This window comes from Mycobacterium sp. Aquia_216 (genome assembly GCF_026723865.1).
GTDB lineage: Bacteria > Actinomycetota > Actinomycetes > Mycobacteriales > Mycobacteriaceae > Mycobacterium.
Window position 1 is genome coordinate 3996917 of the sequence record NZ_CP113529.1, and the last position, 21223, is coordinate 4018139.

19 protein-coding genes are annotated in these 21223 nt (G+C 64.6%); 11 read left to right on the forward strand and 8 right to left on the reverse strand.

The window, feature by feature from the left end; translation table 11 throughout:
- Nucleotides 1–55: 55 nt before the first annotated feature.
- Nucleotides 56–676, forward strand: a complete 621-nt coding sequence (locus OK015_RS18745; RefSeq protein ID WP_268125307.1) for a TIGR03085 family metal-binding protein — start codon at nt 56–58, stop codon at nt 674–676.
- 4 nt (nt 677–680) lie between these two features.
- Here the strand turns inward: OK015_RS18745 and OK015_RS18750 are convergent, their stop codons facing one another.
- Both OK015_RS18750 and OK015_RS18755 read right to left on the reverse strand, forming a co-directional pair.
- Nucleotides 681–2231 (reverse strand): class I adenylate-forming enzyme family protein, encoded by a 1551-nt coding sequence (locus OK015_RS18750; protein ID WP_268125309.1) that lies wholly within the window; start codon nt 2229–2231, stop codon nt 681–683.
- Nucleotides 2228–3070 carry an acyl-CoA thioesterase domain-containing protein gene (locus OK015_RS18755; protein ID WP_442791130.1) on the reverse strand — a complete coding sequence of 281 codons (843 nt, stop codon included), beginning with the start codon at nt 3068–3070 and terminating at the stop codon, nt 2228–2230. Before OK015_RS18755 ends, OK015_RS18750 begins: the two co-directional genes overlap by 4 nt.
- A 341-nt stretch (nt 3071–3411) precedes the next feature.
- Here OK015_RS18755 and OK015_RS18760 point away from each other — a divergent pair, with 341 nt between their 5' ends.
- Entirely contained in the window at nt 3412–4155 is a 744-nt protein-coding gene (locus OK015_RS18760; protein ID WP_268125311.1) for a chitin-binding protein, read from the forward strand.
- 711 nt (nt 4156–4866) lie between these two features.
- Nucleotides 4867–5568, forward strand: coding sequence for a histidine phosphatase family protein (locus OK015_RS18770; protein WP_442791312.1), 702 nt, complete (start codon nt 4867–4869; stop codon nt 5566–5568).
- Nucleotides 5569–5583: 15 nt separating this feature from the next.
- Here OK015_RS18770 and OK015_RS18775 read toward each other — a convergent pair whose 3' ends face one another.
- Entirely contained in the window at nt 5584–6219 is a 636-nt protein-coding gene (locus OK015_RS18775; protein ID WP_268125317.1) for a class I SAM-dependent methyltransferase, read from the reverse strand.
- A gap of 233 nt (nt 6220–6452) precedes the next feature.
- Between OK015_RS18775 and OK015_RS18780 the strand changes: the two genes are divergently transcribed.
- On the forward strand, nt 6453–7223 hold the full coding sequence (locus OK015_RS18780) for a class I SAM-dependent methyltransferase (RefSeq protein ID WP_268125319.1): 771 nt from the start codon (nt 6453–6455) through the stop codon (nt 7221–7223).
- A gap of 218 nt (nt 7224–7441) precedes the next feature.
- On the forward strand, nt 7442–8740 hold the full coding sequence (locus OK015_RS18785) for a glycosyltransferase (RefSeq protein ID WP_268125321.1): 1299 nt from the start codon (nt 7442–7444) through the stop codon (nt 8738–8740).
- Here OK015_RS18785 and OK015_RS18790 read toward each other — a convergent pair.
- Nucleotides 8716–9639, reverse strand: a complete 924-nt coding sequence (locus OK015_RS18790) for a class I SAM-dependent methyltransferase (RefSeq protein ID WP_268125323.1) — start codon at nt 9637–9639, stop codon at nt 8716–8718. The genes OK015_RS18785 and OK015_RS18790 overlap by 25 nt on opposite strands.
- 151 nt (nt 9640–9790) lie before the next feature.
- On the opposite strand from OK015_RS18790, the gene OK015_RS18795 reads away from it, so the two are divergent.
- From OK015_RS18795 to OK015_RS18805, 3 genes are all read left to right on the forward strand, one after another.
- The gene (locus tag OK015_RS18795; protein ID WP_268125325.1) at nt 9791–10486 is read left to right on the forward strand and encodes a glycoside hydrolase; all 696 of its coding nucleotides are present in this window, start codon (nt 9791–9793) and stop codon (nt 10484–10486) included.
- Nucleotides 10487–10807: 321 nt separating this feature from the next.
- Nucleotides 10808–10960, forward strand: a complete 153-nt coding sequence (locus OK015_RS18800) for a hypothetical protein (protein WP_268125327.1) — start codon at nt 10808–10810, stop codon at nt 10958–10960.
- A 151-nt stretch (nt 10961–11111) separates the two neighbouring features.
- Nucleotides 11112–12809, forward strand: coding sequence for an aldehyde dehydrogenase family protein (locus OK015_RS18805; RefSeq protein WP_268125329.1), 1698 nt, complete (start codon nt 11112–11114; stop codon nt 12807–12809).
- An 18-nt stretch (nt 12810–12827) separates the two neighbouring features.
- Here the strand turns inward: OK015_RS18805 and ngg are convergent, their stop codons facing one another.
- Nucleotides 12828–14621, reverse strand: coding sequence for an N-acetylglutaminylglutamine synthetase (gene ngg / locus OK015_RS18810; RefSeq protein WP_268125331.1), 1794 nt, complete (start codon nt 14619–14621; stop codon nt 12828–12830).
- Nucleotides 14618–16423 (reverse strand): N-acetylglutaminylglutamine amidotransferase, encoded by a 1806-nt coding sequence (locus OK015_RS18815; protein ID WP_268125333.1) that lies wholly within the window; start codon nt 16421–16423, stop codon nt 14618–14620. Before OK015_RS18815 ends, ngg begins: the two co-directional genes overlap by 4 nt.
- Before the next feature lie 530 nt (nt 16424–16953).
- Here OK015_RS18815 and OK015_RS18820 point away from each other — a divergent pair.
- Entirely contained in the window at nt 16954–17091 is a 138-nt protein-coding gene (locus OK015_RS18820; RefSeq protein WP_268125335.1) for a hypothetical protein, read from the forward strand.
- Nucleotides 17092–17235: 144 nt separating this feature from the next.
- Complete coding sequence (locus OK015_RS18825) at nt 17236–17778, forward strand: GNAT family N-acetyltransferase (protein WP_268125337.1); 543 nt, start codon at nt 17236–17238, stop codon at nt 17776–17778.
- 36 nt (nt 17779–17814) lie between these two features.
- On the opposite strand, the gene OK015_RS18830 is transcribed toward OK015_RS18825, so the two are convergent.
- Together OK015_RS18830 and OK015_RS18835 are read right to left on the reverse strand one after the other, a co-directional pair.
- Nucleotides 17815–19425 (reverse strand): MFS transporter, encoded by a 1611-nt coding sequence (locus tag OK015_RS18830; RefSeq protein WP_268132890.1) that lies wholly within the window; start codon nt 19423–19425, stop codon nt 17815–17817.
- 146 nt (nt 19426–19571) lie between these two features.
- Nucleotides 19572–20309 (reverse strand): hypothetical protein, encoded by a 738-nt coding sequence (locus OK015_RS18835; RefSeq protein WP_268125339.1) that lies wholly within the window; start codon nt 20307–20309, stop codon nt 19572–19574.
- A gap of 193 nt (nt 20310–20502) precedes the next feature.
- On the opposite strand from OK015_RS18835, the gene OK015_RS18840 reads away from it, so the two are divergent.
- The gene (locus tag OK015_RS18840) at nt 20503–21222 is read left to right on the forward strand and encodes a Type 1 glutamine amidotransferase-like domain-containing protein (protein WP_268125341.1); all 720 of its coding nucleotides are present in this window, start codon (nt 20503–20505) and stop codon (nt 21220–21222) included.
- Nucleotide 21223 lies beyond the last annotated feature (1 nt).

Below are 21223 nucleotides of genomic sequence, written 5' to 3' on the forward strand. Positions count from 1 at the left end.
GCCCTGGGCGGGCCTTACCCTGAACAGGTGAGCCCACCCAGGAAGGGACATCAGGTTGTCTGTTGCTCAACGCGAACGTGCCGCCCTCGTCGACACCCTGCGCGGCGTCGGCCCGGATGCCCCCACCTTGTGTGACGGCTGGACTACCCGAGATTTGACCGCCCACCTTGTGATTCGTGAGTATCGCCTCGACGCCTCGCCTGGCATCCTCATCCCGCGCTTCGCCGGCCACACCGCCAAGGTGCAAAACGAGGTCGCCGAGCGGACCGACTGGGATGCGCTGCTGGACAAGGTCGCGTCAGGACCGCCGGTTTATTCACCACTGAAGCTGCTCGACCCGGTGGCCAATATCGGCGAGATGTTCATTCATCACGAGGACGTCCGCCGCGCGCAGCCGAGCTGGACGCCACGTGTCCTGGAACCGGCCCTAGCGAAGAGCCTGCGCCGGACGCTTCCGCTGATGGCGCGGATGACGCTGGCGAAGGTCCCCGGCCGGGTCGCACTGCGTAGCCCGGAAGGCAAGACGGTGCTGATCGTGGGCAGCGGCCCGCCCATCACGGTGACCGGTGCTCCGGAGGAGCTGCTGCTGTTCGCTGTCGGGCGGCAGGCCAAGGTCGAGTTCGAGGGCGACGCATCCGCGGTGCAGACGGTTCGCGACGCACCCAAGGGGTTGTAGCCGTTCAGCCGTAGGCCGCGCGCAGATCCTTCTTGATGACTTTGCCGAATTGGTTACGCGGCAAGGCATCGATAATGACGAGGCGCTCGGGATGTTTGTAGCGGCTCAGGCCTAGCGAATAACAGTGCCGCACCAGGGATTCCAATGAGACGCCGTCGGCCGATGCGGGTACCACGACGGCGCAGACCCGCTCCCCCGCGCTGTGGTCGGGTACCCCGATGACCGCGACATCGGCGACGGCGGGATGGGCGACGAGGACATTTTCGATCTCGAGGGCCGAGATGTTCTCCGCGTTGCGGATGATCGCATCCTTGATTCGGCCGGTGACCCGGACGTTGCCGTCGGCGTCGATCAGTCCGAGATCGCCGGTGCGCAGCCAGCCATCCTCGTCAAAGGCATCGGCGTCGAGCGTCGCGTCGGCGTGGCCGAGGAAGCATTGGGGCCCCTTGAGTCGCAGCTCGCCTTCCTGACCGACGGGCAGTTCGATCTCGCGGTTGTCGACCACGCGAACGCTAACGCCCGCCACCGGTGCGCCGACGGTGTAGTCGAGCACCTCCGGCGGTGCGTCGAGCGGCGGTGAGGTCGCCACGGGAAACTCGGTCATCCCCCACGCATTGGCGATACCGGCCAGTCCGAAGGTTTCGCGGACCTGCCGTCCCAGTTCGCCGGTGATCGGCGCGCCCCCGGCGATGCAACCCCGCAGGGCGCCGAAGAGCGGCTGATTACCGTGTGCGCGTTGCGCTTCCAGGAACGCCACGAAGAACGGCGTGGCCGTGCCCAGGAATGTCGGGTTGTGTTCCGCGATGGCCAGTGGTGTTGTGGCAGGGTCGAACACCTCGAAGAGAGCCAGGCGCATACCGGTCAGCAGCGCGGCGGCCACCATCGCGGCCCCGCCGATGTGGGCGATCGGAAAGGCGATCGGATCCACGTCGCTGGCGGTGATCCCCATCGCCTCCACCATGCCTCGCGAGCCGGCGATTACCGTCGTATCGGTGTGTCGAATCCCCTTGGGCGCCGCGGTGGTCCCCGACGAGTAGTAGATCCACTGGGTGTCGCCACCGGCTGCCGATGGCGGCGCGAGCGCAGCGGCGTCGGCACGTGGCAGCCGTATCTCACCGACCTGCGGAGGTTTCGCCAGGTCGATGGTGATGACCTCGAAGCCCCGATCGGAGGCCAACGACCGAGCAAGCTCACCGTGATCGTATCCTCGCCAAAGTTCCGGAACCACAAGGAATTCTGTCGACAGCTGCCCAGTGATGAAGCCAACCTCACGCTCCCGCAATATCGGGATGATCGGATTCTGCACCGCACCGAGTCGAGTGAGCGCGGCCATCACCACCACGGTCTCGAGCGTGGTCGGCAGCTGCCAGGACACGACGGTTCCCGCACCGATCCCGCGTTCGGCGAACGCCGCTGCCGTTGCGCGTGCGGCATCGTGAAACTCGCGTGCGCTTAGGCTCCGGCCGTAGTCGTCTGCGAAAAGCGGACGATTCGGTCGGTGCCGTGCCGCGTCGGCGATCAACGTCCAGTAGGTGACGTCGCTTCCGGTCGTCATCCGGTTGGCGACAAGTCCGGTGGTCGAAATCCGGAGTGCGCTATGGACACGGCCACCGCGCTGCCGACTGGACCCCGACGGTCAACGACAACGGCTGAACCGTTGGCCACCCCGTCGCCGCTGTAATGAGTAAGTGCGGCCAACCCGATATACGGGCCTTCGGGCAGTCGACTGAGCGTAAGCGTGTAGTCGACGTTGATGAACTCGAGCGCGTTACTACCCCAGTTGGCGATTGCGGCGGTGACGTCGGCACATAGCGCCGCGCGGGTGAACGGGGTCAGAGGCTCGTCGTCGATCAAGGCACGCGTTTCATGAAGCCAGGTGTATTTCGGTCCGGTCGTATCCCACTCGGGATCGGGATTCTGAAGTTCGCCGCCCCAGCCGTAGGTCCGCAGGAACAGCGTCGGGGTAGCGCCGTCGTGCTCGGTGGGCAGCCGAGGCATCTGCACTGGCTGTGACCACACTTTTCCGGCGGGCTGCGAGCCGCGCCGCAGAAACAGCGCGCTTGCTCGCGCGACGGGTTCGCCACGCTGGATGAGCAGCGCCTCGAGCAGTCGCAATCGCCGACGTTCGTGTTGCACCTGGACGTGCACCTCGAACGGCTCCATTGCGGCTGGTGCGGGCAGATCGACCGTCAGCCGCGCGGGTTGCAACTCCGGGTCGTCGACCGCGCCTTCGAGCACGGCGGCCAGGATGCCGCCGACCACGTGTCCGCTCATGGACGGGCCCCACCCGCCGCGCGCGATTGACGTTGGCACGTAAAGCTTTTCGTCGCGCTCAAAGTACGGCCTGGGCGTCGCCGAATCGACGTCATCCGCCGGGATATTCGGCTCGGTCACCACATGACTCTCCGCTCGAACAGGGCTTTCATCGAGACTCCCCCTCTGAGGTAGGCAACGGTAGATGTTACAGTTCGTCTTCCAGGTCACGTGATGTCCGGTTGTCGCTTGTGCCAAAAATCCACGCGCGGAGGAATATTGACTTTCTCACTAAACCGGCTTGCCAGGGGTTCAGCCGGCGACGTCGAGCGGATACCGCACCACGCAGTTAACGAATAGTGGGGATCGAGCAAAGCGTCCGCAGTGGTTTGTCACAGCCAACTCATAGGTAGCCTAACTACCGTCGAGAAAGTTGGGCGTCAACGTTCGATATATCCACTAAATAAATAAGTGGGGGGAATATGAAACTCAAGCAACTGATTGCGGCGGCCACGCTCGCCGGCGCATTCAGCGCGGCGGCGCTGGGTGTCGGCGCCGGTTCGGCAAATGCCGCTCCGGGTTCACCGTCCGGCGGCCATGGCGCTCCTGCGCCCGGCAGCCACGGCGCTCCGACCGGGCCAAATGACCCGGGCGGCCCTGGCGGCCCGGGTGGTCCCGGACCGGGCGGCCCGGGCGGACCCGGTGGACCTCCCGGCGGACCCGGCGGACCCGGCGGTCCAGGGGAGCACGGCCCTGGCGGCCCCGGTGGACCTCCCGGTGGCCCCGGCGGACCCGGAGAGCACGGCCCTGGCGGCCCCGGTGGACCTCCCGGTGGGCCCGGTGGCCCCGGTGGCCCCGGCGGACCCGGTGGACCTCCCGGTGGGCCTGGTGGCCCGGGCGGGCCTGGACACCCAGGCGGCCCCGGGTTCAACGGTCCCGGTGGACCGGGCGGACCCGGTGGACCGGGCGGGCCCGGCGGCCCCGGCGGTCCCTGGCATGGGGATCCACAGCGTGGCTACTTCCACGGCGCACCGTGGGGCGACGGACCTGGCCCGTGGGGGCCGGGTGAGCCGCCTCGACCGGCGTGGGATCGACCACTCCCGCCGCCAGGCGGCCCGTGGAACTACGGCCCAATCAACTACTGGGGCTACCAGGAAACGCCCGTTTGGGATCCCGGTTTCAACGCGTGGGGTTTCTGGTTCTTCGGAGTCTGGGTCCCGCTGTAAATCGCTGACGCACCCACCACGACGCCCGTTTCGCCGCTCGGCGAGACGGGCGTCGTGCTGTCTACCGACCGACAGCCCAAAAGATCTCCATCGCTCCGCCACAGCAGCTACATAGGTAGGCTATCTAATCTGGAATTGTCGGGGGCGAATGTCCACGGATTCACTGAGCAGACAGGTGAAGGACCATGAAACTTAATCGACTGGTTGCGGGGGCGACCATCGCCGGCGCTCTCGGCGCAACGGCGTTGGGCATGGGCTCCGGTTTGGCAACCGCCGCTCCAATCCCAACGCCGGACCACCACGGTGTCTCGGCACCCCTTGACTACCACGGCCCGGGGCGACCTGGTGGCCCCGCGCCATGGCACGGAGACTCCCACCGCGGCTACTTCAATGGAGCCCCGTGGGGAAACGGGCCCGCCCCCTGGGGATTGGGAGCGCCACCCCGGCCGGCTTGGGGAGGACCGCTCCCGCCGCCCGGTGGGCGGTGGGCGGGTGGACCCATCAACTATTGGGGCTACCAGGAGACGCCGATTTGGAATCCCGGATTTAACCAATGGGGCTTCTGGCTCTTCGGAGTCTGGATCCCGCTGTAACAAGCCCCCCGCCGGCGGACCGCGATCACGGTAGGACTCGTGCGGCGCGGTCGTCCCGAACGCTCTACACTTCTCGCGTGAAACTGCGACTGGCTGTCGACGTTTGCGCGCTGGTGAAATCGCTGTGACCATACGGCGTTTCGTGGCCATCGCCCTCGTCGCGATACTGGCCGCGGGCTGCGCGCCGGCACGGGCCGCCGGGCACCACAACATCACCTTGACGCTGGTGCGACATGCTCAGTCGGCAGCCAACGCATCGGGACTGATCGACACCACGGTCCCCGGTCCGGAACTCTCTCCCCGGGGGTTTTGCCAGGCGACGCTCGTGGCCCCGCAATTGGCCCCGAACCATTACGACGGCGTCTACGCCTCGACCATGATCCGCACACAGGAGACGGCAACACCGACGTCGCAAGCACTCGGTGAAGCCATCACCGTGCTGCCCGGGCTGCGCGAGATCGAGGCGGGCCAGTACGAAGGCACGCCCGAAGCCGACATCCCGCAGACCTACTTCGCCGCCCCGGCACGCTGGCTGCAGGGTGACCGCAACGCACGGATTCCCGGCTCTGTGGACGGCAACGAGTTCAACGCGCGGTATACCGAGGCCGTCTCACGCATTTACGACAGCGGCCAGCAGAACCCGGTCGCGTTTTCACATAGCGCGTCGATCATGTTCTGGGTGCTGATGAACGCACGCAATGCCGACCCGTCGTTGTTGAAGACCAAGTCGTTGCCGAACGTGGGCCACGTAGTGCTCACCGGAAATCCTTCCGAAGGCTGGACATTGACCGAATGGGATGCCGATCCCCCGCCGTGCTGATCTCCTGAGCGGCCGTTAGCTCTTGATGCCGACGGTGATTACGTCGGACACGAACCGGATCCAGAATGGCCGCGGGATGCGGTGCTGATCGGTGACGGTGAACCCGGCGTCCTCGAACATCGACCGCAGCTCGGCCGGCGACGCGTTGTGCTGCGGTTTCCACCGATTCGTCGAACGCGCCTGCAGCAGCGTTTGTCGCGTGCTCAACGCGGAGACGGCGGCAAGTCCACCCGGCGCCAGGACGCGATGAAACTCTCGAAGCGCAGCCGGCTGGTCGAAGAAGTGAAACGCCGAGGTCGTCACGACCGCATCGAGGGCGCCGTCGTCGAAGGGCAGCTGCTCGGCCGGCCCGCGCAACCAGTGCACCCGAGTGGATCTGGCCCGCGCCTGAGCGAGCATCCCATCCGACATGTCTACCCCGTAGATCGCCTCGGGGTGTAGTTCACGTTCGATACGGTCGCTGAGAATACCTGTCCCACAAGCGATGTCAGCGATCTTACGCGATTGATGGTCGCGCAGCTTTGCGATCACCTCGTCGTGCGGAGGGCGGTACACCCACTGCTGCAAAACCGGCTGGTCATAGGCCGGTGCTAAGAAACTCCAAATCCGGGTGACGACACTATTGAGCCCCCGACGTCGCGGTGCGGTCATAGGACATGTCTAGTGCCGGCCCGGTTCGCCGGGTCCACCGGGTCCAGCCGGGCTGTTTCGTAAGGCCCAAGCCGCCCAGATCCGACACCTCGATGCTCAGGCCCCGGTGGCGGGAGTAGGAATTTCCCGATCGGGCTTGGAACGCGGCCGTTCGGTCAGCCGATTGCATGAAACCCTTGCGGCGCATCGGAATCACTAAGTTAGTGCACAGGTAAGCGGATTAGCGTGATGTTGTGACTGATCGCCAAGAACGCGCAATGTCCTTTGGATCGATTGCCGAAGACTATGACGGACTGCGGCCCCAGGCCCCTCAGGAGGCGGTGAGCTGGCTGGTGCCGCCCGGCTGCGGGGTAGCAGTCGACGTAGGGGCCGGAACCGGACTGTTCAGCCGCACCCTGGTGGATAAAGCGGCACAAGTCATCGCGGTCGAGCCCGATGCGCGAATGCGCAAAGTGCTGACCGAGCGATCCCCCGGAGTTCGCGCGCTCGAGGGGCGCGGCGAGTCGATCCCCCTTCCAGACGCCGCCGCGGACGCGGTTTTCGTCTCGTCGGCGTGGCACTGGATGGATCACGAACGAACCATTCCCGAGATCGGTCGGGTGCTGCGCGACGGCGGTCGCCTCGGGCTGATCTGGACGAGCCGCGACCGCGAGGTGGACTGGGTGCGCGACCTGGGCCGGCTGCCCGGCCAAGACCTCGAAGAAGTCCAATCCGTTGACCGATTCCGGCAGCGCCTGCATTTCGACCTTCCCGAACCGCAGATCTTCTACAACATCGAGCGCGAAATCTTTCGCTTCGTGCGGACGATGACACTCGAGGACGCCGTTGCGATGTTGGGGACCTACAGTAGGGCGATCATCGCCTCCCCGGACGACCGCGCCCGCACGCTCGGCGACGCGCGCGCCGCGATGGAGGCGCGCTTTCCCGGCGCCGACGTGATAGGAATCCCGATGCGCGCGTGGTGCTGGCGCGCCGACCGTGTTGCCCGCAATGCCGAGAACTAGGCTGTTGCTTCACCGCGCGCATCGGGGCCTGGCCGAAGCCGTAACTGCAGGCAGAGGCATCGAGATCGGTAGCAACCTTGGTGATTTCACAAACAAGCTGTTAGACAGCACATTACGTTGCATGCAGCTACCCAGCACGCTACGCTCGGCCGGCACGACCCCACCGATGCCCCCTGAGGTCGGACAGGCCCGACACAACTGAAGATGCGGGATCCGCAATGAAATTTGTGCTGGCGAGTTATGGAACTCGGGGGGATATCGAGCCGTCAGTCGCCGTCGGCCGAGAATTGCTGCGCAGAGGGCACGACGTGCACATGGCCGTCTCGCCCGACCTCGTCGATTTCGCCGAAGCGGCCGGCCTCGACGCGGTTGCCTATGGGCTCAACACGCGGGAATGGCTGGATACCTACCGCGACTTCTGGGCATCCGCCTTCCACAACTATTGGAAAGTCCCCGCTCTGGTCAGGATGTGGCGCGAACTTCGCGACTCCGTCGTCCGGAGCTGGGTGCAGATGAGCGCGACGCTGACGCCGCTGGCGGATGGGGCCGACGTACTCTTCACCGGCGAGAGTTTCATGGAAACCGCGGCCAACGTCGCGGAGTACTACGCGATGCCATTGGCCACCCTGCACTATGTCCCGATCCGGGCCAACGGCCAGCTGATCCCGGCCGTGCCGTCGCCATTGGTCCGGTCGGCCATGAACGTGTCCAACTGGCTGACCTGGCGGATGACCAAACACCTGGACGACGGTCAGCGCCGTGAACTGGGCCTGCCCAACGCAACTCGTCCCGCCTCGAGACGCATCGCTGACCGCGGATCGCTGGAAATCCAGGCCTACGACGAGGCGTGCTTTCCAGGGTTGGAAGCCGAATGGGCGAAATGGGCTGGGCGACGGCCCTTTGTCGGCGCGCTGACACTGGATTTGATGACGGACGCCGACGAGGAAGTCGCGTCGTGGATCGCCGCAGGATCTCCGCCGATCTGCTTTGGCTTCGGCAGCATGCGTATCGAATCCCCCGCCGAGACAATCGAAATGATCAGTGCGGCATGCGCGCAACTCGGTGAGCGGGCCTTGGTCTGCGCCGGTTGGAGCGACTTCAGCGAGGTGCCACATTTCGACAACGTCACGGTGGTCGGCGAGGTCAACTACGCCACAATCTTCCCCTCGTGCCGCGCGGTCGTGCACCACGGCGGCACGGGCACCACGGCCGCGGGCCTGCGCGCCGGAGTTCCCACACTGGTTCTCTCGATGGATCTGGTTCAGACGATCTGGGGGGCCCAGGTCAGCCGACTGAAGATCGGTACGGCCCGGCGGTTTGCGAACACGACTCGCACATCTTTGGTCGCCGATCTACGCCAGATCCTCACCCCGGAATGCGTCACGCGAGCGCGCGAATTCGCCACCCGGATGAGCAAGCCCGACGCGAGCGTCGCCGAGGCCGCCGACCTCCTCGAAGGTCTCGCCGCCCCGAAGCGTTCCTGGGGCCGCGGTCAGCCCAGTTCCGCGCTCAGATAGCTGATGGTGTGCCGAAACTCGGCCAGCAGCTCGTGATCCGGCAGCGCAAACCCGTTTTCGGCGTATAGGTCTTCGGTGTTGTGCTGGGTGACCCGCCAGCCGCTACCCGCCAGATGTTCGCCGGCTTGCCGACGCTCACCGACCCACACCAGATCGGCGACGTCGAAATCGAGTCCATGCTTGCGCCAACCGCTGCGTAAGGCTCGTGCGCGCTCGTCGGTGAACACCCGCATGTCGGTGATGTTTTCGGTGGCCAGGCGGCTGCCGGGCGCGCTGAGTGCGGTGATGTTGTCCAGCAGCCGATCCTGGGCGTCCGGCGGCAGGTAGGGCAGCAGGCCTTCAGCGATCCACGCCGTCGGGGCCGTCGCGTCAAAGAAGTTGTCGCGCAAGGCGGTCGGCCAGTCATCGCGCAGGTCGACACCGACCGCTCGGCGTTCGGCGGTCGGTTCGGCGCCGATCTGGGCCAAAGTGGTTCCCTTGAAAGCGATCACCTCAGGCTGGTCCACCTCGAAAACCACCGTGCTCACCGGCCAAGACAACCGGTAGGCCCGCGCGTCGAGCCCAGCGGCCAAGATCACGGCCTGATGGATCCCACTCGCCGTCGCCGCGAGCAGAAAATTGTCGAAAAACCTTGTGCGCACAGCCATTTGCTCAGAACGCTGCTGCGCCGTCAGGGGCACATCCTCGTCGTCAAGAGGAATGTCGCCGTCGAGCATGCGAGTGAAGAACGGGTGGCCCACCGCGCGGACCAACGGCTCGGCGAACCGATCGTCGAGTAGTGGATCCGGCTCGCGCGAAGCCAGCGCCCGAGATGCCGCCACCATTGTTGCGGTCGCTCCCACACTGGAGGCCAGGTCCCAACTGTCGCCTTCGGTACGCGCTGCGCCATCCGATGCCACCGCTACCCCCATCCTGAAACCGGCCCTAAGAGCAGAAATTCGATTGCAGCCACCATAACTTGGACAGGATCAGCACGACCCGCTGGCAGCGGAACAACAAGAAACGGTAAAGATCGCCACCCGGGTCGCGCACGACACTAGAGTGCTGTTCGTGAGCAGGAGCGTGTTAGCCATTGGCCGGAGCCGCTGGTTGGCGATCGCGGCCTCGCTCATCGTTTCCGGCTACATGATTTACGCCCAAGGAACGAAGTCCTCGGTCACCGTCGAGGCTCCAACAGCAACCCCAACGGTCACGGCGGCGGCGCCCCCGAAAGTTCCGGCATCCGGGCTGGGCCCGCACGTCGCCACTCCTGCGGAAGCGGAATCGTTGGCGGCATTGGCCGCGACCGCTCCCACCGGGGCGCAGAGCTTCCAATTCCCGCTGCCCGCGGGCGTCGCCGCGGAGGACAGGCTGCAAGTCAAGACCATCTGGGCAGCCCGCATCATCAGCGTGTTGTTTCCGCAGATCAAAACCATTTACGGATACCGGCAGGATCCGTTGCCGTGGCATCCGAACGGGTTGGCGATCGACGTGATGATCCCGAATCATGACAGCCCGCAGGGCATCGAACTCGGTAACCAGATCGCCGGATATGCGCTGGCAAATGCGAAACGGTGGGGCATCAACCACGTGATCTGGCGGCAGAAGATTTACCCGGGTCCCAACTCGGGAGCCTGGACAGCCGACCTGGGGTCGGAAACCGCCAACCACTACGACCACGTCCATATCGCCACCGGGGGTGGCGGATACCCCACCGGGCACGAAATTTATTACATCGCGTCCATGACACCTACGCCGCCGGAGTAGGGACGGCAGCGCAGATTAGCTGCCGGAGAACCGCGGCCGTCCGCGGCCGCCGCCGCGGCAATTGAGTTGCAGGACAAGTTCACTCACGGGCCGTGGGTGCCGCGAGAGCCTCCGGTGCAGACAGCCCAAGCCGCGATCCAGCGTCCCAGCCTGCCCCCGGTATTCGTCGGCCCGGGCCGTTCATCGGACGTGGTCACGAACTCGAACGGTCGTGCTGTACGGCCGCCGCGACGAGGACCTGGACGCGCCCTATCAGCCGTACGCCGAGGCGTTGCGTTCACTCGTGCGCATCGGCCGAGTGATCTCGGAGGGGTCTTTCAGGTGGTGAAAGGAACCTCGCCAGAGGGCCTCGCCGCCGAGTGGCCGGAGGTCGTGTTCACGATGGTCGAAGGCGACTTGATCAGTCGGTATGAGATGTTCGACGAGGCAGACATCGATGACGCGCTCGCGCGGTTCGACGAGCTCGATCAGTGAGCGAACCGACGTCAGCACTCCCGATGACAATCGCCCTTGCCAAGCACCCGCGACCGTGGATTTGGTCTAGATCCGGGCCTACTCTCCCCCCAGGGGAGCCGGCGATCCGGTCCATGTCTCACGAGGGGCGCCAATGACCGCAAGGACGACGATGGACACGCCCGCGCTGGAAAAGGCGCTAGACGAACTATGTGTTGGCGCTCCCAGCTGGGCAGCTTTGTCGTTAAGCGAAAAAGTGGCGATGCTGGAAGCTCTGCCCCACAAGGTTTTTGATATTGCTCCACAGATGGTGGCCGCTGCCGTCGACGCCAAAGGTATTTCGCCGACCTCCACCTGGGCCGCGGAGGAATGGGCAACCGGTATTTGGGTGTCCCTCCAAGCCATCAACACGCAACTGCTCGTCCTCAAGCGGATCCTTGCCGGTAAGGATCCGATCGACGCCGACGCCGTGCATACCCGGCCCGACGGACAAGTCGTGGTCGACATCTTCCCTCTCACCCCATACGACCGCCTCTTCTTCCACGGCTACCACGGCACCGTGTGGATCGAGCCGGGCACGAGCGCCGAGCAGGTGCGCGCGGATGCTGCCAAGATGTACCGCGGCCATACCCCGCACCGACCGGAAGTCGGCCTGGTGCTGAGTGCAGGAAACCTAGGTTCGATCACTATCCTCGACGTGATCGACCAGCTGTACGTGCGGGGCAACGTCTGCGCCGTGAAGCTCAACCCGGTGAACGACTATCTCGGACCGTTTTACGAACAGATCTTCAGTGACTTCATCTCGCGGGGCTGGCTTCGCATTTTGTACGGCGGTGCCGACGTTGGTGGCTACCTAGCCCATCACCGGAAGATCGACACCATCCACATGACTGGTTCAGCGGCCACCTACGACGCAGTCGCTTGGGGCACCGACGACCGCGCCACCGCCCGAAAAGCCGACAACACACCGCTCCTCGACAAGCCGATAACCGCCGAACTTGGCGGCGTCAGCCCATTCATCGTCGTCCCCGGGGACTGGACCGATGCCGACGTGAGGTTCCAGGCCGAGCACATCGCGTCGACCAAACTCACCAATTGCGGCCACAACTGCAACGCCACCCAAGTCCTCGTCATACCGCAGGAGTGGCCACTGGCCGACAAACTTATCGCCGAAGTTCGAGCGGTCATGCGCAAGGCCGAACCGCGACCACCGTATTACCCACGCTGGGAGGAAAAGACCGCCAAAGCGTGCGAGGGTATGGCCGGCGTCGAGTTTCTTTGCAGTGGAAAGAGCCGCGCCCTGATTCCCGACGTCGACCCCTCAAGCGCAGCGAGCATCCTGACAGATGAGGTTTTTGCAGGTGTCCTTGGCATCGTGCGGATCCCCGGCCAGACGCCAAAGCAATTCCTGCACAACGCAGTTGAATTCGCCAATGACGTACTCACCGGGTCCTTGGGCGCGGTCATCGCCATTGATCCCAAAACGCGCAGGCACAACGCTGACGCTTTAGATGACGCGGTTTCACGCCTGCACTACGGCGCTGTCGGGATCAATGTATGGACTGGAATGGTTTTCGCGCTGGCGCCCTGGGGTGCTTATCCCGGCAATACCCCGCAAAACATCGGTAGCGGTATTGGCATGGTCCACAACGCCTTCATGCTGACGAGCCCGCAGAAGGCAGTGGTCGAAATCCCGTTCCGCCCGGCGCCGCGCTCTTTCTTCGGCGGCGAGCTGACGCTCTCACCAAAGCCAGTGTTCTTCTTCACAAATAAAACGGCCGAGACAACAATGCGGCGACTGGTCGAGTTCGCCGTCCACCGCAACCCGATTGCGCTGCCTGGAATCCTCGCCTCCGCGATGCGCGGGTAAGTCGGGCAGGGGCGCCGCTCAATCGCGGTGCGGCCGTGGCTCCTCGGGAGTCCAGGCCGGTGGCTGGCCGGGCTGCCCAGGAAATAGGAAGTCGATGAAAGCCGAGGCCGTAGGCTGCGGTTCATGGTTGGCCAGCCCTGGTCGTTCGTTGGCTTCGATGAATGCGTACTCACCGCCGGCGATGTCGGGAACGAGCAAATCGATGCCCGTCACCGGGATCCCGATCGCCTCAGCCGCCGCCACCGCGACCCGGCAGAGGTCCTGATGCGCTTCGGCGGTGACGTCGTGGATCGTGGCGCCCTGATGGAGATTGGCGGTGCGGCGAACGCGGAGCCGAATTCCTTCGGGCAGCACGTCGTCCAGCTCCCAACCGGCATCGCGGACGGTCGCCTCCGTAAGGTCGTCGACCGGGATGCGGGATTCACCGCCGGTGGCTGCGGAGCGCCGTCGGCTCTCGGCCGCAATCAAGTCGCGCACGCTGTGTTCGCCCGTGCCGATGACCTCGGGGGGCACCCGTAGTGCTGCGGCAACCACCCGGCCGTCGATTACCACCAACCGAAGGTCATCGCCTTGTACGCGCTGCTCGATCAGCACTTCAGGGTATTGCTGTCGCGCGCGTGCCACGGCCACGGCGAGCTCGTCCGGGCCGTTTTCGGCGACGACGCCGACGGTGATGCCCTTGCCCTGTTCGCCGCGAGTCGGTTTGACGACGACCTCTCCCACCTCTTGCAAGAATTCGTAGTCGTCGTCGTCAAAGGTGGCCAGGCGGGCACGCGGCACGGTGATGCCGGCCTCGGAGACCAAGCGGCGGGTCAGGCGCTTATCATCGCACCGGCACATGGCGATCGCCGAGGTGAACTCGGATAGCGACTCGCGGGTAATTACGGTGCGGCCACCGAGAGAGAGCCGCATCTCGCCGCTCTCGGCATCGAGAATCTCGACCCGGATTCCACGCCGCAGCGCCTCATCGGCGATGATCCGGGCGTAAGGATTGAGGTCATCGACGGTCTCCGGGAGCGGGGTGAACAGCGGCTCGTTGATGGCGTTCTTCCGCTTGATCGCCAACACCGGAACGCGGCGGAAACCCAGCTTTTCGTAGAGGGCGAGGGCGGCGGCATTGTCATGGCCGACCGACAGGTCCATATAGGCGCGGCCCGCGCTCCGGAAGTGCTCAGCCATCGCGCGGGTCAGGGCTTCGCCCATGCCGGGCAACCCAGCCGCCGGGTCGACGGCCAGCGTCCACAGACTCGACCCGTGCTCGGGATCGGAGAACAACAATTCGTGGTCGACGCCGGTCACGGTGCCCACCACCGCACCGTCCTCGTCACGCGCCGCAACCAGGTAGGTCACCGCATCCGCGTGCAGATGGTTGTCCCAGATCGTGTCCACCGGCGCCGGAACCATTCCGCATCGCACAAATACACGGTTCATCGCATCGGCGTCGGCGGGGTCATTCAGCGTGCGCACCGTCACGCCGAGCGGTGACGGCGCCAGATCTTCCTCGTGCGACGGAGTAAAACGCAATCGATAGGTATGGCTGGGATCGATGAACAGCTCGGTCGGCGCCCTGGCGACCACCACGTGGGACTCGCGGGCGTAGATGCAGATGTCGCGACGCCCGGCCGCTTCTCTTCGCAGCGCCTCGGCCAGCGTGTCGGGATCGGCAAAGGTCTGGCCGAAGATCAGCCTGCCCCAACCTAATTCGAGCTCGACATCCTTGGCCATCGCGTCCACCATGTGGGGCGGCGACGCGTCGTGCAGGCCAAGCGTTATCGCCTCGGGGTGGTCGTCTGCAGGATCGATGACGCTCATGCGGCAGGCCCTGTCACACCGTGACGCTGCAGCCACAATTCGAGCAGACCAATCTGCCAGAGTTCATTGCCGCGCAGAGGCGTCAGCTTGCCATTGGGGTCGGCCAACAGTGCATCGACCGCTTCGGCGTCAAACAGCCCGCGCTCCTTGGCGATTGGCGCGTATAGCGCGTCACGGACCAGATCGAGATAGGGGCCTTGGAGGTGCGTCAACGCGGGAACCGGGAAGTACCCCTTGGGCCGATCGATGACTTCCGACGGGATCACCCGCCGCGCAGCCTGTTTGAGGACGCCCTTGCCCTCGTGCGCGATCTTCAGCTCCGGCGGACAGGTTGCGGCCAGCTCGACCAGTTCGTGGTCGAGGAATGGAACCCGCCCCTCCAACCCCCACGCCATAGTCATGTTGTCTACCCGTTTCACCGGGTCATCCACCAGCATCACCGTGGTATCGAGCCGTAGCGCGCGATCGATGCCGGTTTGAGCGCCCGCACGCGCGAAGTGCTCGCTGACAAAGCGCTCGCTGGGATCACCCGGTGTGACGTAGCCCGACCCCAGCATGGCCGCAAGCGCCGTCGCGTCGCGATCGAAGAAAGCGCCGCGATATTCGCTGACGGCGCCCTCGAGGGTCGCGGCGGCCGGCGAAGCCATCGGCGGGTACCAGTGGTAGCCGGCAAACACCTCGTCGGCACCCTGGCCCGACTGCACGACCTTGACGTGACGCGCGACCTCCTGGCTGAGCAGGTAGAAGGCGACGCAGTCATGGCTGACCATCGGCTCACTCATCGCGCCGATGGCCCCGTCGAGCGCGGGCAGCATCCGATCTGTGCCGATGCGGATCTGGTGATGATCGGTGTCGAAGCGTTCGGCCACGATGTCCGAGTACTGGAATTCGTCGCCCTGGACGTCGCCCACCGACTCGAAGCCGATCGAGAAGGTCGATAGCCCGTGTTGACCCGCCTCGGCGAGCAGCCCGACGATCAGGCTCGAGTCCACGCCGCCGGACAGCAGGCAGCCGACCGGCACGTCGGCGACGAGTCGGCGCTCCACCGCCAGGCGCAGGCTGGACAGCACGGCGTCTTCCCAGTCCCGCTCGGACCAGTCGGAGCGATCCTCTTGCCTGCTGAAGTCGGGCGTCCAGTAGGTCGTAGTGGTAGACCGGCCGTCGGGCTCGAGGGCGACAAGCGACGCGGGCGGCACCTTGCGCACGCCGCGCAGGATCGTGGCCGGTGCCGGCACCACGGAGTGAAATGTCAGGTAATGGTGCAGCGCGACGGGGTCGATCCGGGTGTCCACGCCGCCACCTGCCAGCAAGGCCGGAAGCGTCGATGCGAATCGGACGCGGTTGCTGTCCTGGGTCAGGTAGAGGGGTTTGATGCCCAGCCGGTCCCGGCCGAGCACTACGCGGCCACTGTCGCGTTCCACGATGGCGAACGCAAACATGCCCTTGAGGCGGCTGACGAAGTCGTCGCCCCAGCGATGGTAGGCCTTGAGCAGAACCTCGCTGTCGCTGGTCGAGAAGAATCGGTAGCCGTGGCCCTCGAGCTCACTGCGCAGTTGTTTGTAGTTGTAGATGCAGCCGTTCCAGGCGATCGTCAGGCCCAGGTCAGCGTCGACCATCGGTTGAGCACCCGCCTCGGTCAGATCGATGATCTTCAGGCGACGATGCCCCAGCGCCACGCGCCCCTGTGACCACACGCCAGCACCGTCCGGCCCCCTCGGCGCCATGACCGCAGCCATGGCCGAAACCGCAGCTACGTCGGGCAGTCGGTCATCGAGTCGCACCTCACCAGCGGCTCCGCACATTTTTCGAGCCTAACCGCGTTCCTCCGAAAAGGAGATGTCGGGACCACAGCTCGCGGCCGCTCCGTCCGCTCGGTCTGCCAGTTAGCCCCGGTCAGACAGGGCTGTCGTGCACCACGAGGACAGGCCCACCGATCGGGCACGCCCTTGAGTTGGTGGCTGCCGCGGGCGTCGAACGCGAGCCCCGATGCCAGCACGAGCGGCGCGACCGCGTCTCGAATTGCGCACGCGCCCACCCCAGCAGGTACGCCCGGTTGACCTCACCCTCGCGCGTGGAGACGGTTTGAGGGATGACCGCCATGTCCACGATCACGGCAGCAAACAATGCCAACCGCCGGTTTTCGGGCTCCAATTGGTTGCCTCTGTCGCGCCAGCAGGCCTCGGCAACCGTCGGGCGGAGAGCTGTGTTTCAGGCAGAGCGGACACCCCGTTTGTTAACTAGAGCTACCGCATCCGTTCACCTGCCGACGGGGACCGATACCCGGCGTGAATCGTATTGCCGCCACGTCGGATTCGGCGATAGGGTAAGGGTCATGATCAAGAACAGGATCGGGACAATGTTCATCGGCCACGGCGGCGGCGCTGGTGGTGGCCGCGGTGGTGGCGCTGGTGGTGGCCGCGGTGGTGGCGCCGGCGGCGGCCGGGGCGGCGGTGCCGGCGGCGGCCGGTAGAACCAAACCTTTTTCCTCTGCGCCCCTTCGATTCTCATTGCGCAGTCGCGGGGCGTTGAGGTGTGCGGCGCCGATGCGGTTGAGGCATCTCTAGGCGTGGACCCGCGATTCGCACGCGTTCCCGGCGACTGGAAGACTGCTGGCATGCAAGCGATCAGCGGCACCGTGCGCGCGGCTTCCTCACACGATGCGGCCTCCATCGTTGCGATCTACCGCCCGTACGTCGAGAACACGGTGATCAGTTGGGAACTCGAGGCTCCGAGCCCAGACGAGATGGCTTCGCGGATAGCGTCCGCCCAAAAAGCTCACGAATGGCTCGTTCTAGAGCATGATAATCAGGTGATCGGCTTTGCCTACGGTCACGCATTGATCAGCCTGCCTTCCTTCAAGTGGTCTTGTGAGACCGGCATCTACATCAGTCGCGATCATCATCGCGCGGGCTGGGGCCGCAGACTCTACGCAGAAGTCCTGCACCGGCTCGCCGGACGCGGCTACCGGCGAGTGTTTGCCGGCATCACCCAACCCAACGAGGCCAGCAACGCATTTCACCGATCCTTCGGGTTCGAAGATGTCGGCGCATACCGGCGCGTCTACTGGAAGCACGACAGCTGGCACGACGTCGGGTGGATGCAACTCGATCTAGGCCCTGGCGAGCAGCAGGCACCGCCGGGCCCAGCTCACCAATAGCGGATTGTGTTGCGCCGCAGCCGCATAGCGCAACTCTCACCGGCGCGTACGCAAGGCAACGTAGTACTCGTGGCGTCGGGTTTGATCGACGGTATAGCTGACCGCCTTCGTGACGCCGTCATGATCGACATCCACCCAGCGCTCGGTGCGCTGGCGCTCAAATTCGCTCCAGGACGTCACGGTGAACCTCTCCAGAAACGAGTTGGGCTCTTCGACACTGTGATAGAGCCGCCAACTGTGGCCGCCCGTCCGCAGCCGTGACTGCCTGACTTCCCGCATCGCTTCGATGAAATCGTCGAGATTCTCTGGTGGCACGTGGTAGCGGACGGCCACCAGCACCGGTCCATCTTGAGGACATGGCTCGAACACGAGGGTCGGGGTCGGCCAGGCACTCGAAACCTCAACGCTCTCCGTCCCAGTGCATGGCCGCAGCCCTAGTGCGGTAACGCTGAAGGCAACCGCGGCCAGCACGACCGCCGACCACAACATCGCGTCGTCAAGCCCCCACCTCGTGGCAAGGGCACCCCAGAGATAGGCGCCAAGTGCCTGAGATCCAGTGGAGACCAAGAGATACACCGACAATCCGCGAGCTCGAACCCATCGCGGCAACGACAGTTGCGCTGCGGCATTCAACGTCGTCAAGGTGATCAGCCACGCCATGCCCGACAACATCAAGAATGGAATCGCAGCGGCGAACGGCAGCCAGACCACGGCCAACGGGGCGAGGCCGTACGCGGCGGCCGACGCCGCGAGCAACACGTTGTCCGACATTCTTTCGTGCAACGGTCCCGCTGCTACGACGCCGAGAATGGCGCCAAAACCGATGGCCCCCAGCGCCACTCCGTAGCCGCCGGCTCCCAGGTGCCACTTGTGCGCGGCCGCCACTGGCAGCAAAGCGAGGATGGCCGAGGCAGGAAACAGGAAAAGGGCTGTGCGCAAAAGGATCCTGCGAAAAATTGGACTGTTTTCAACGTATTGCAGTCCGGTAATGATGGCCGGGCCTATGCGTTCGCGCTCGAGTGGCACGATCTGCTTCGGTCGATTCCACGCCCGCAGCGCGATGATGATTGCCGAGAAGGACACTGCATTGATCGCGAAGACCGCGGAGGGGCCGAGCCATGCCACCACGATGCCGCCGATTGCCGGCCCGATCGCGCGGGTGGAGTTGGCCGAGACACTGCCTAAAACGGACACGGCCGGTATTTGCTCGCGCGGGACGACCTCGGGCTGAATCGCCTGCCAGGCTGGTCCGGTGAGTGCCGAAGCAAAGCCGATGGCCAAGGTGAACATCAATAGTGCGGTCGGAGTTAGGCGACCAAGATTGGTCACCAGCGCCAGGGCGAGCGCGACCAGGACGGCATACGACTGCAGGACTATCAGTAACCGACGCCGGTCGAACAGATCGGCAAGCACCCCGGCGAACAATCCCAATAGCAGCGTGGGCCCCAGGCTCACCGTCTGAACCAATGCCACGATGACGTCACTGCTGTGCTTTTCCACCAGAAACCATTGAGCGGCGACGGCCTGCATCCACGTACCCATGTTGGAGATGAACTGGGCGATAAACAGGCCCCGGTACACGCGATTGCGCAGTGGTGCCCACGTCGACGGCTTTCCCCCGTCGGCACGCTCCTGGTCCTGAATCACCAAAGAGTCGATGGTCGACAGCCCCTCTGCTCGCGTTGTCCCAAGAATTAAAAGTTTAAGACACGCACGCGCGGCGCTCCCACCACGGATCCGCTAGGCCGCCGCGCCCGATTCTTCCTGCGGCGGGAACGGCTTCCGATCGATGTTCAGCGCGCCAGTGAAGCGCCGCGGGTCGGCGGTGCGGGCACCGATTGTGGGGGCGTCTTCGGCAGCCGCATCACCGCGACCAGCACACCAACGCCCGCGACGACACAGACGGCCCACAATGCTAAATACCAGAACGACCGGAATTCCGGTCCGAAAAACAGCGTGAGGGCCACGAACCAGCAATTGATCATCCCGAGGTAGCCCCACCACACCACCGGGGCGGTCCCGGCGCTGCTGCGGCGGCGCATCAGGATGCCGACATACATCAGCGGGAGTGCAGTGTTTGCGATCGAAAAATAGGCGATCGCAATGGGGTCGCTCATCAAGTGGTCGAGGAAATTCCAGACGATGACCGCAACGACAGCCCCGGCCACCAAGAGAGCAGTGAACTGGCCCGACGTCGCTGACGGCAGCAACTCCTTCCTGCCGAACTGGATCGCCTGTACGATGTAGGCAATCTCGAATGTGACAGTGAAAAGTAATGCGCACCAGAATAATTCGACATACCAGTGGTGATAGGTGTGGAACCATGTGTCGTATCGAGCCACGAACGACCCATCGCCGGCGAACCAGAACAGCGTGCAGAAGATCGGGATCGAGTACACCTTGTCGCGCCGGGCGATCACGTATGCGGCGAAAAACCAGGTGTAGTTGAAAATCATCGCCAGCGCGCATAAGACCAGGATCCCGACCATGTGGTGGTCGATGGCAGTTAGTGCTTGTCGTCCGTCGTACATCCGCGGGATCCTAACGAGTCGAAGCCGGGCAGTGAACGATCACTTACTGTGCTTAAGTCAGAAATGAGCCTTGCAAAACCCAAAGAGTGAACGATCATTACGGTAACTCGCGGCAGGAAGGCGAACAAGGCTCCGGCACTGTTAGCCAAGCACCCACGGCTTGCGGTCCGACTTCGCCGATAGGGTGACTACCATGTCCGACGGCGATCGGGAAACGAGCATCGAGCACTTTGGAGTCCAACCGCTCTACCTCCTGGCCGACAGTCAACTGCTGTTCTGGAAGCAGCGGGACCGACTTCTCCTCGAGGTCGCACTCGACGGATTGGCCGGGGACACCCCCGGTAGCGCCGCCTACATCGGTGCCTCCAATGGGGATCGTCCGGAGTTCTACGAGATCTTCGAGGCGGCGATGGATGCGATCGGAATCACCAACCGCCGCATGATCGATTCGTCGTTCGGACCGGACGATCGCGCCTTCTTGAAGGGCGCCCAGTTGATCGTCCTGGCGGGCGGCGATGTGCGTCTCGGGTGGACAGCGTTCGAGAAGACCGGGATGAAAGATGTGATCCTCGGCCGGTATACCCATGGGGCAATACTCGTGGGCATTTCAGCCGGCGCGGTCCAGCTCGGAGAATACGGAATCGTCGAGGCACCGAGATCCTCCACGACCGAGTTGCTCGACGTGTTCAAGCTCGTTCCCGCCGTTGTCGATACGCACGACGAGCACGCCAACTGGACGCGGCTGTCGCGCACAATTCAGTCGCTACAGGGGGCGGCCATCGGACTCGGAATCCCCTCTGGCGGCGGCGTCATCGTGCACCCGGATACCACCCTCGAGCCGTTGCGGCATCCCGCGCACCGATTCCGCTTCGAGGAACCGCACGTCACGCACACACTGCTACGCACCGACTGAT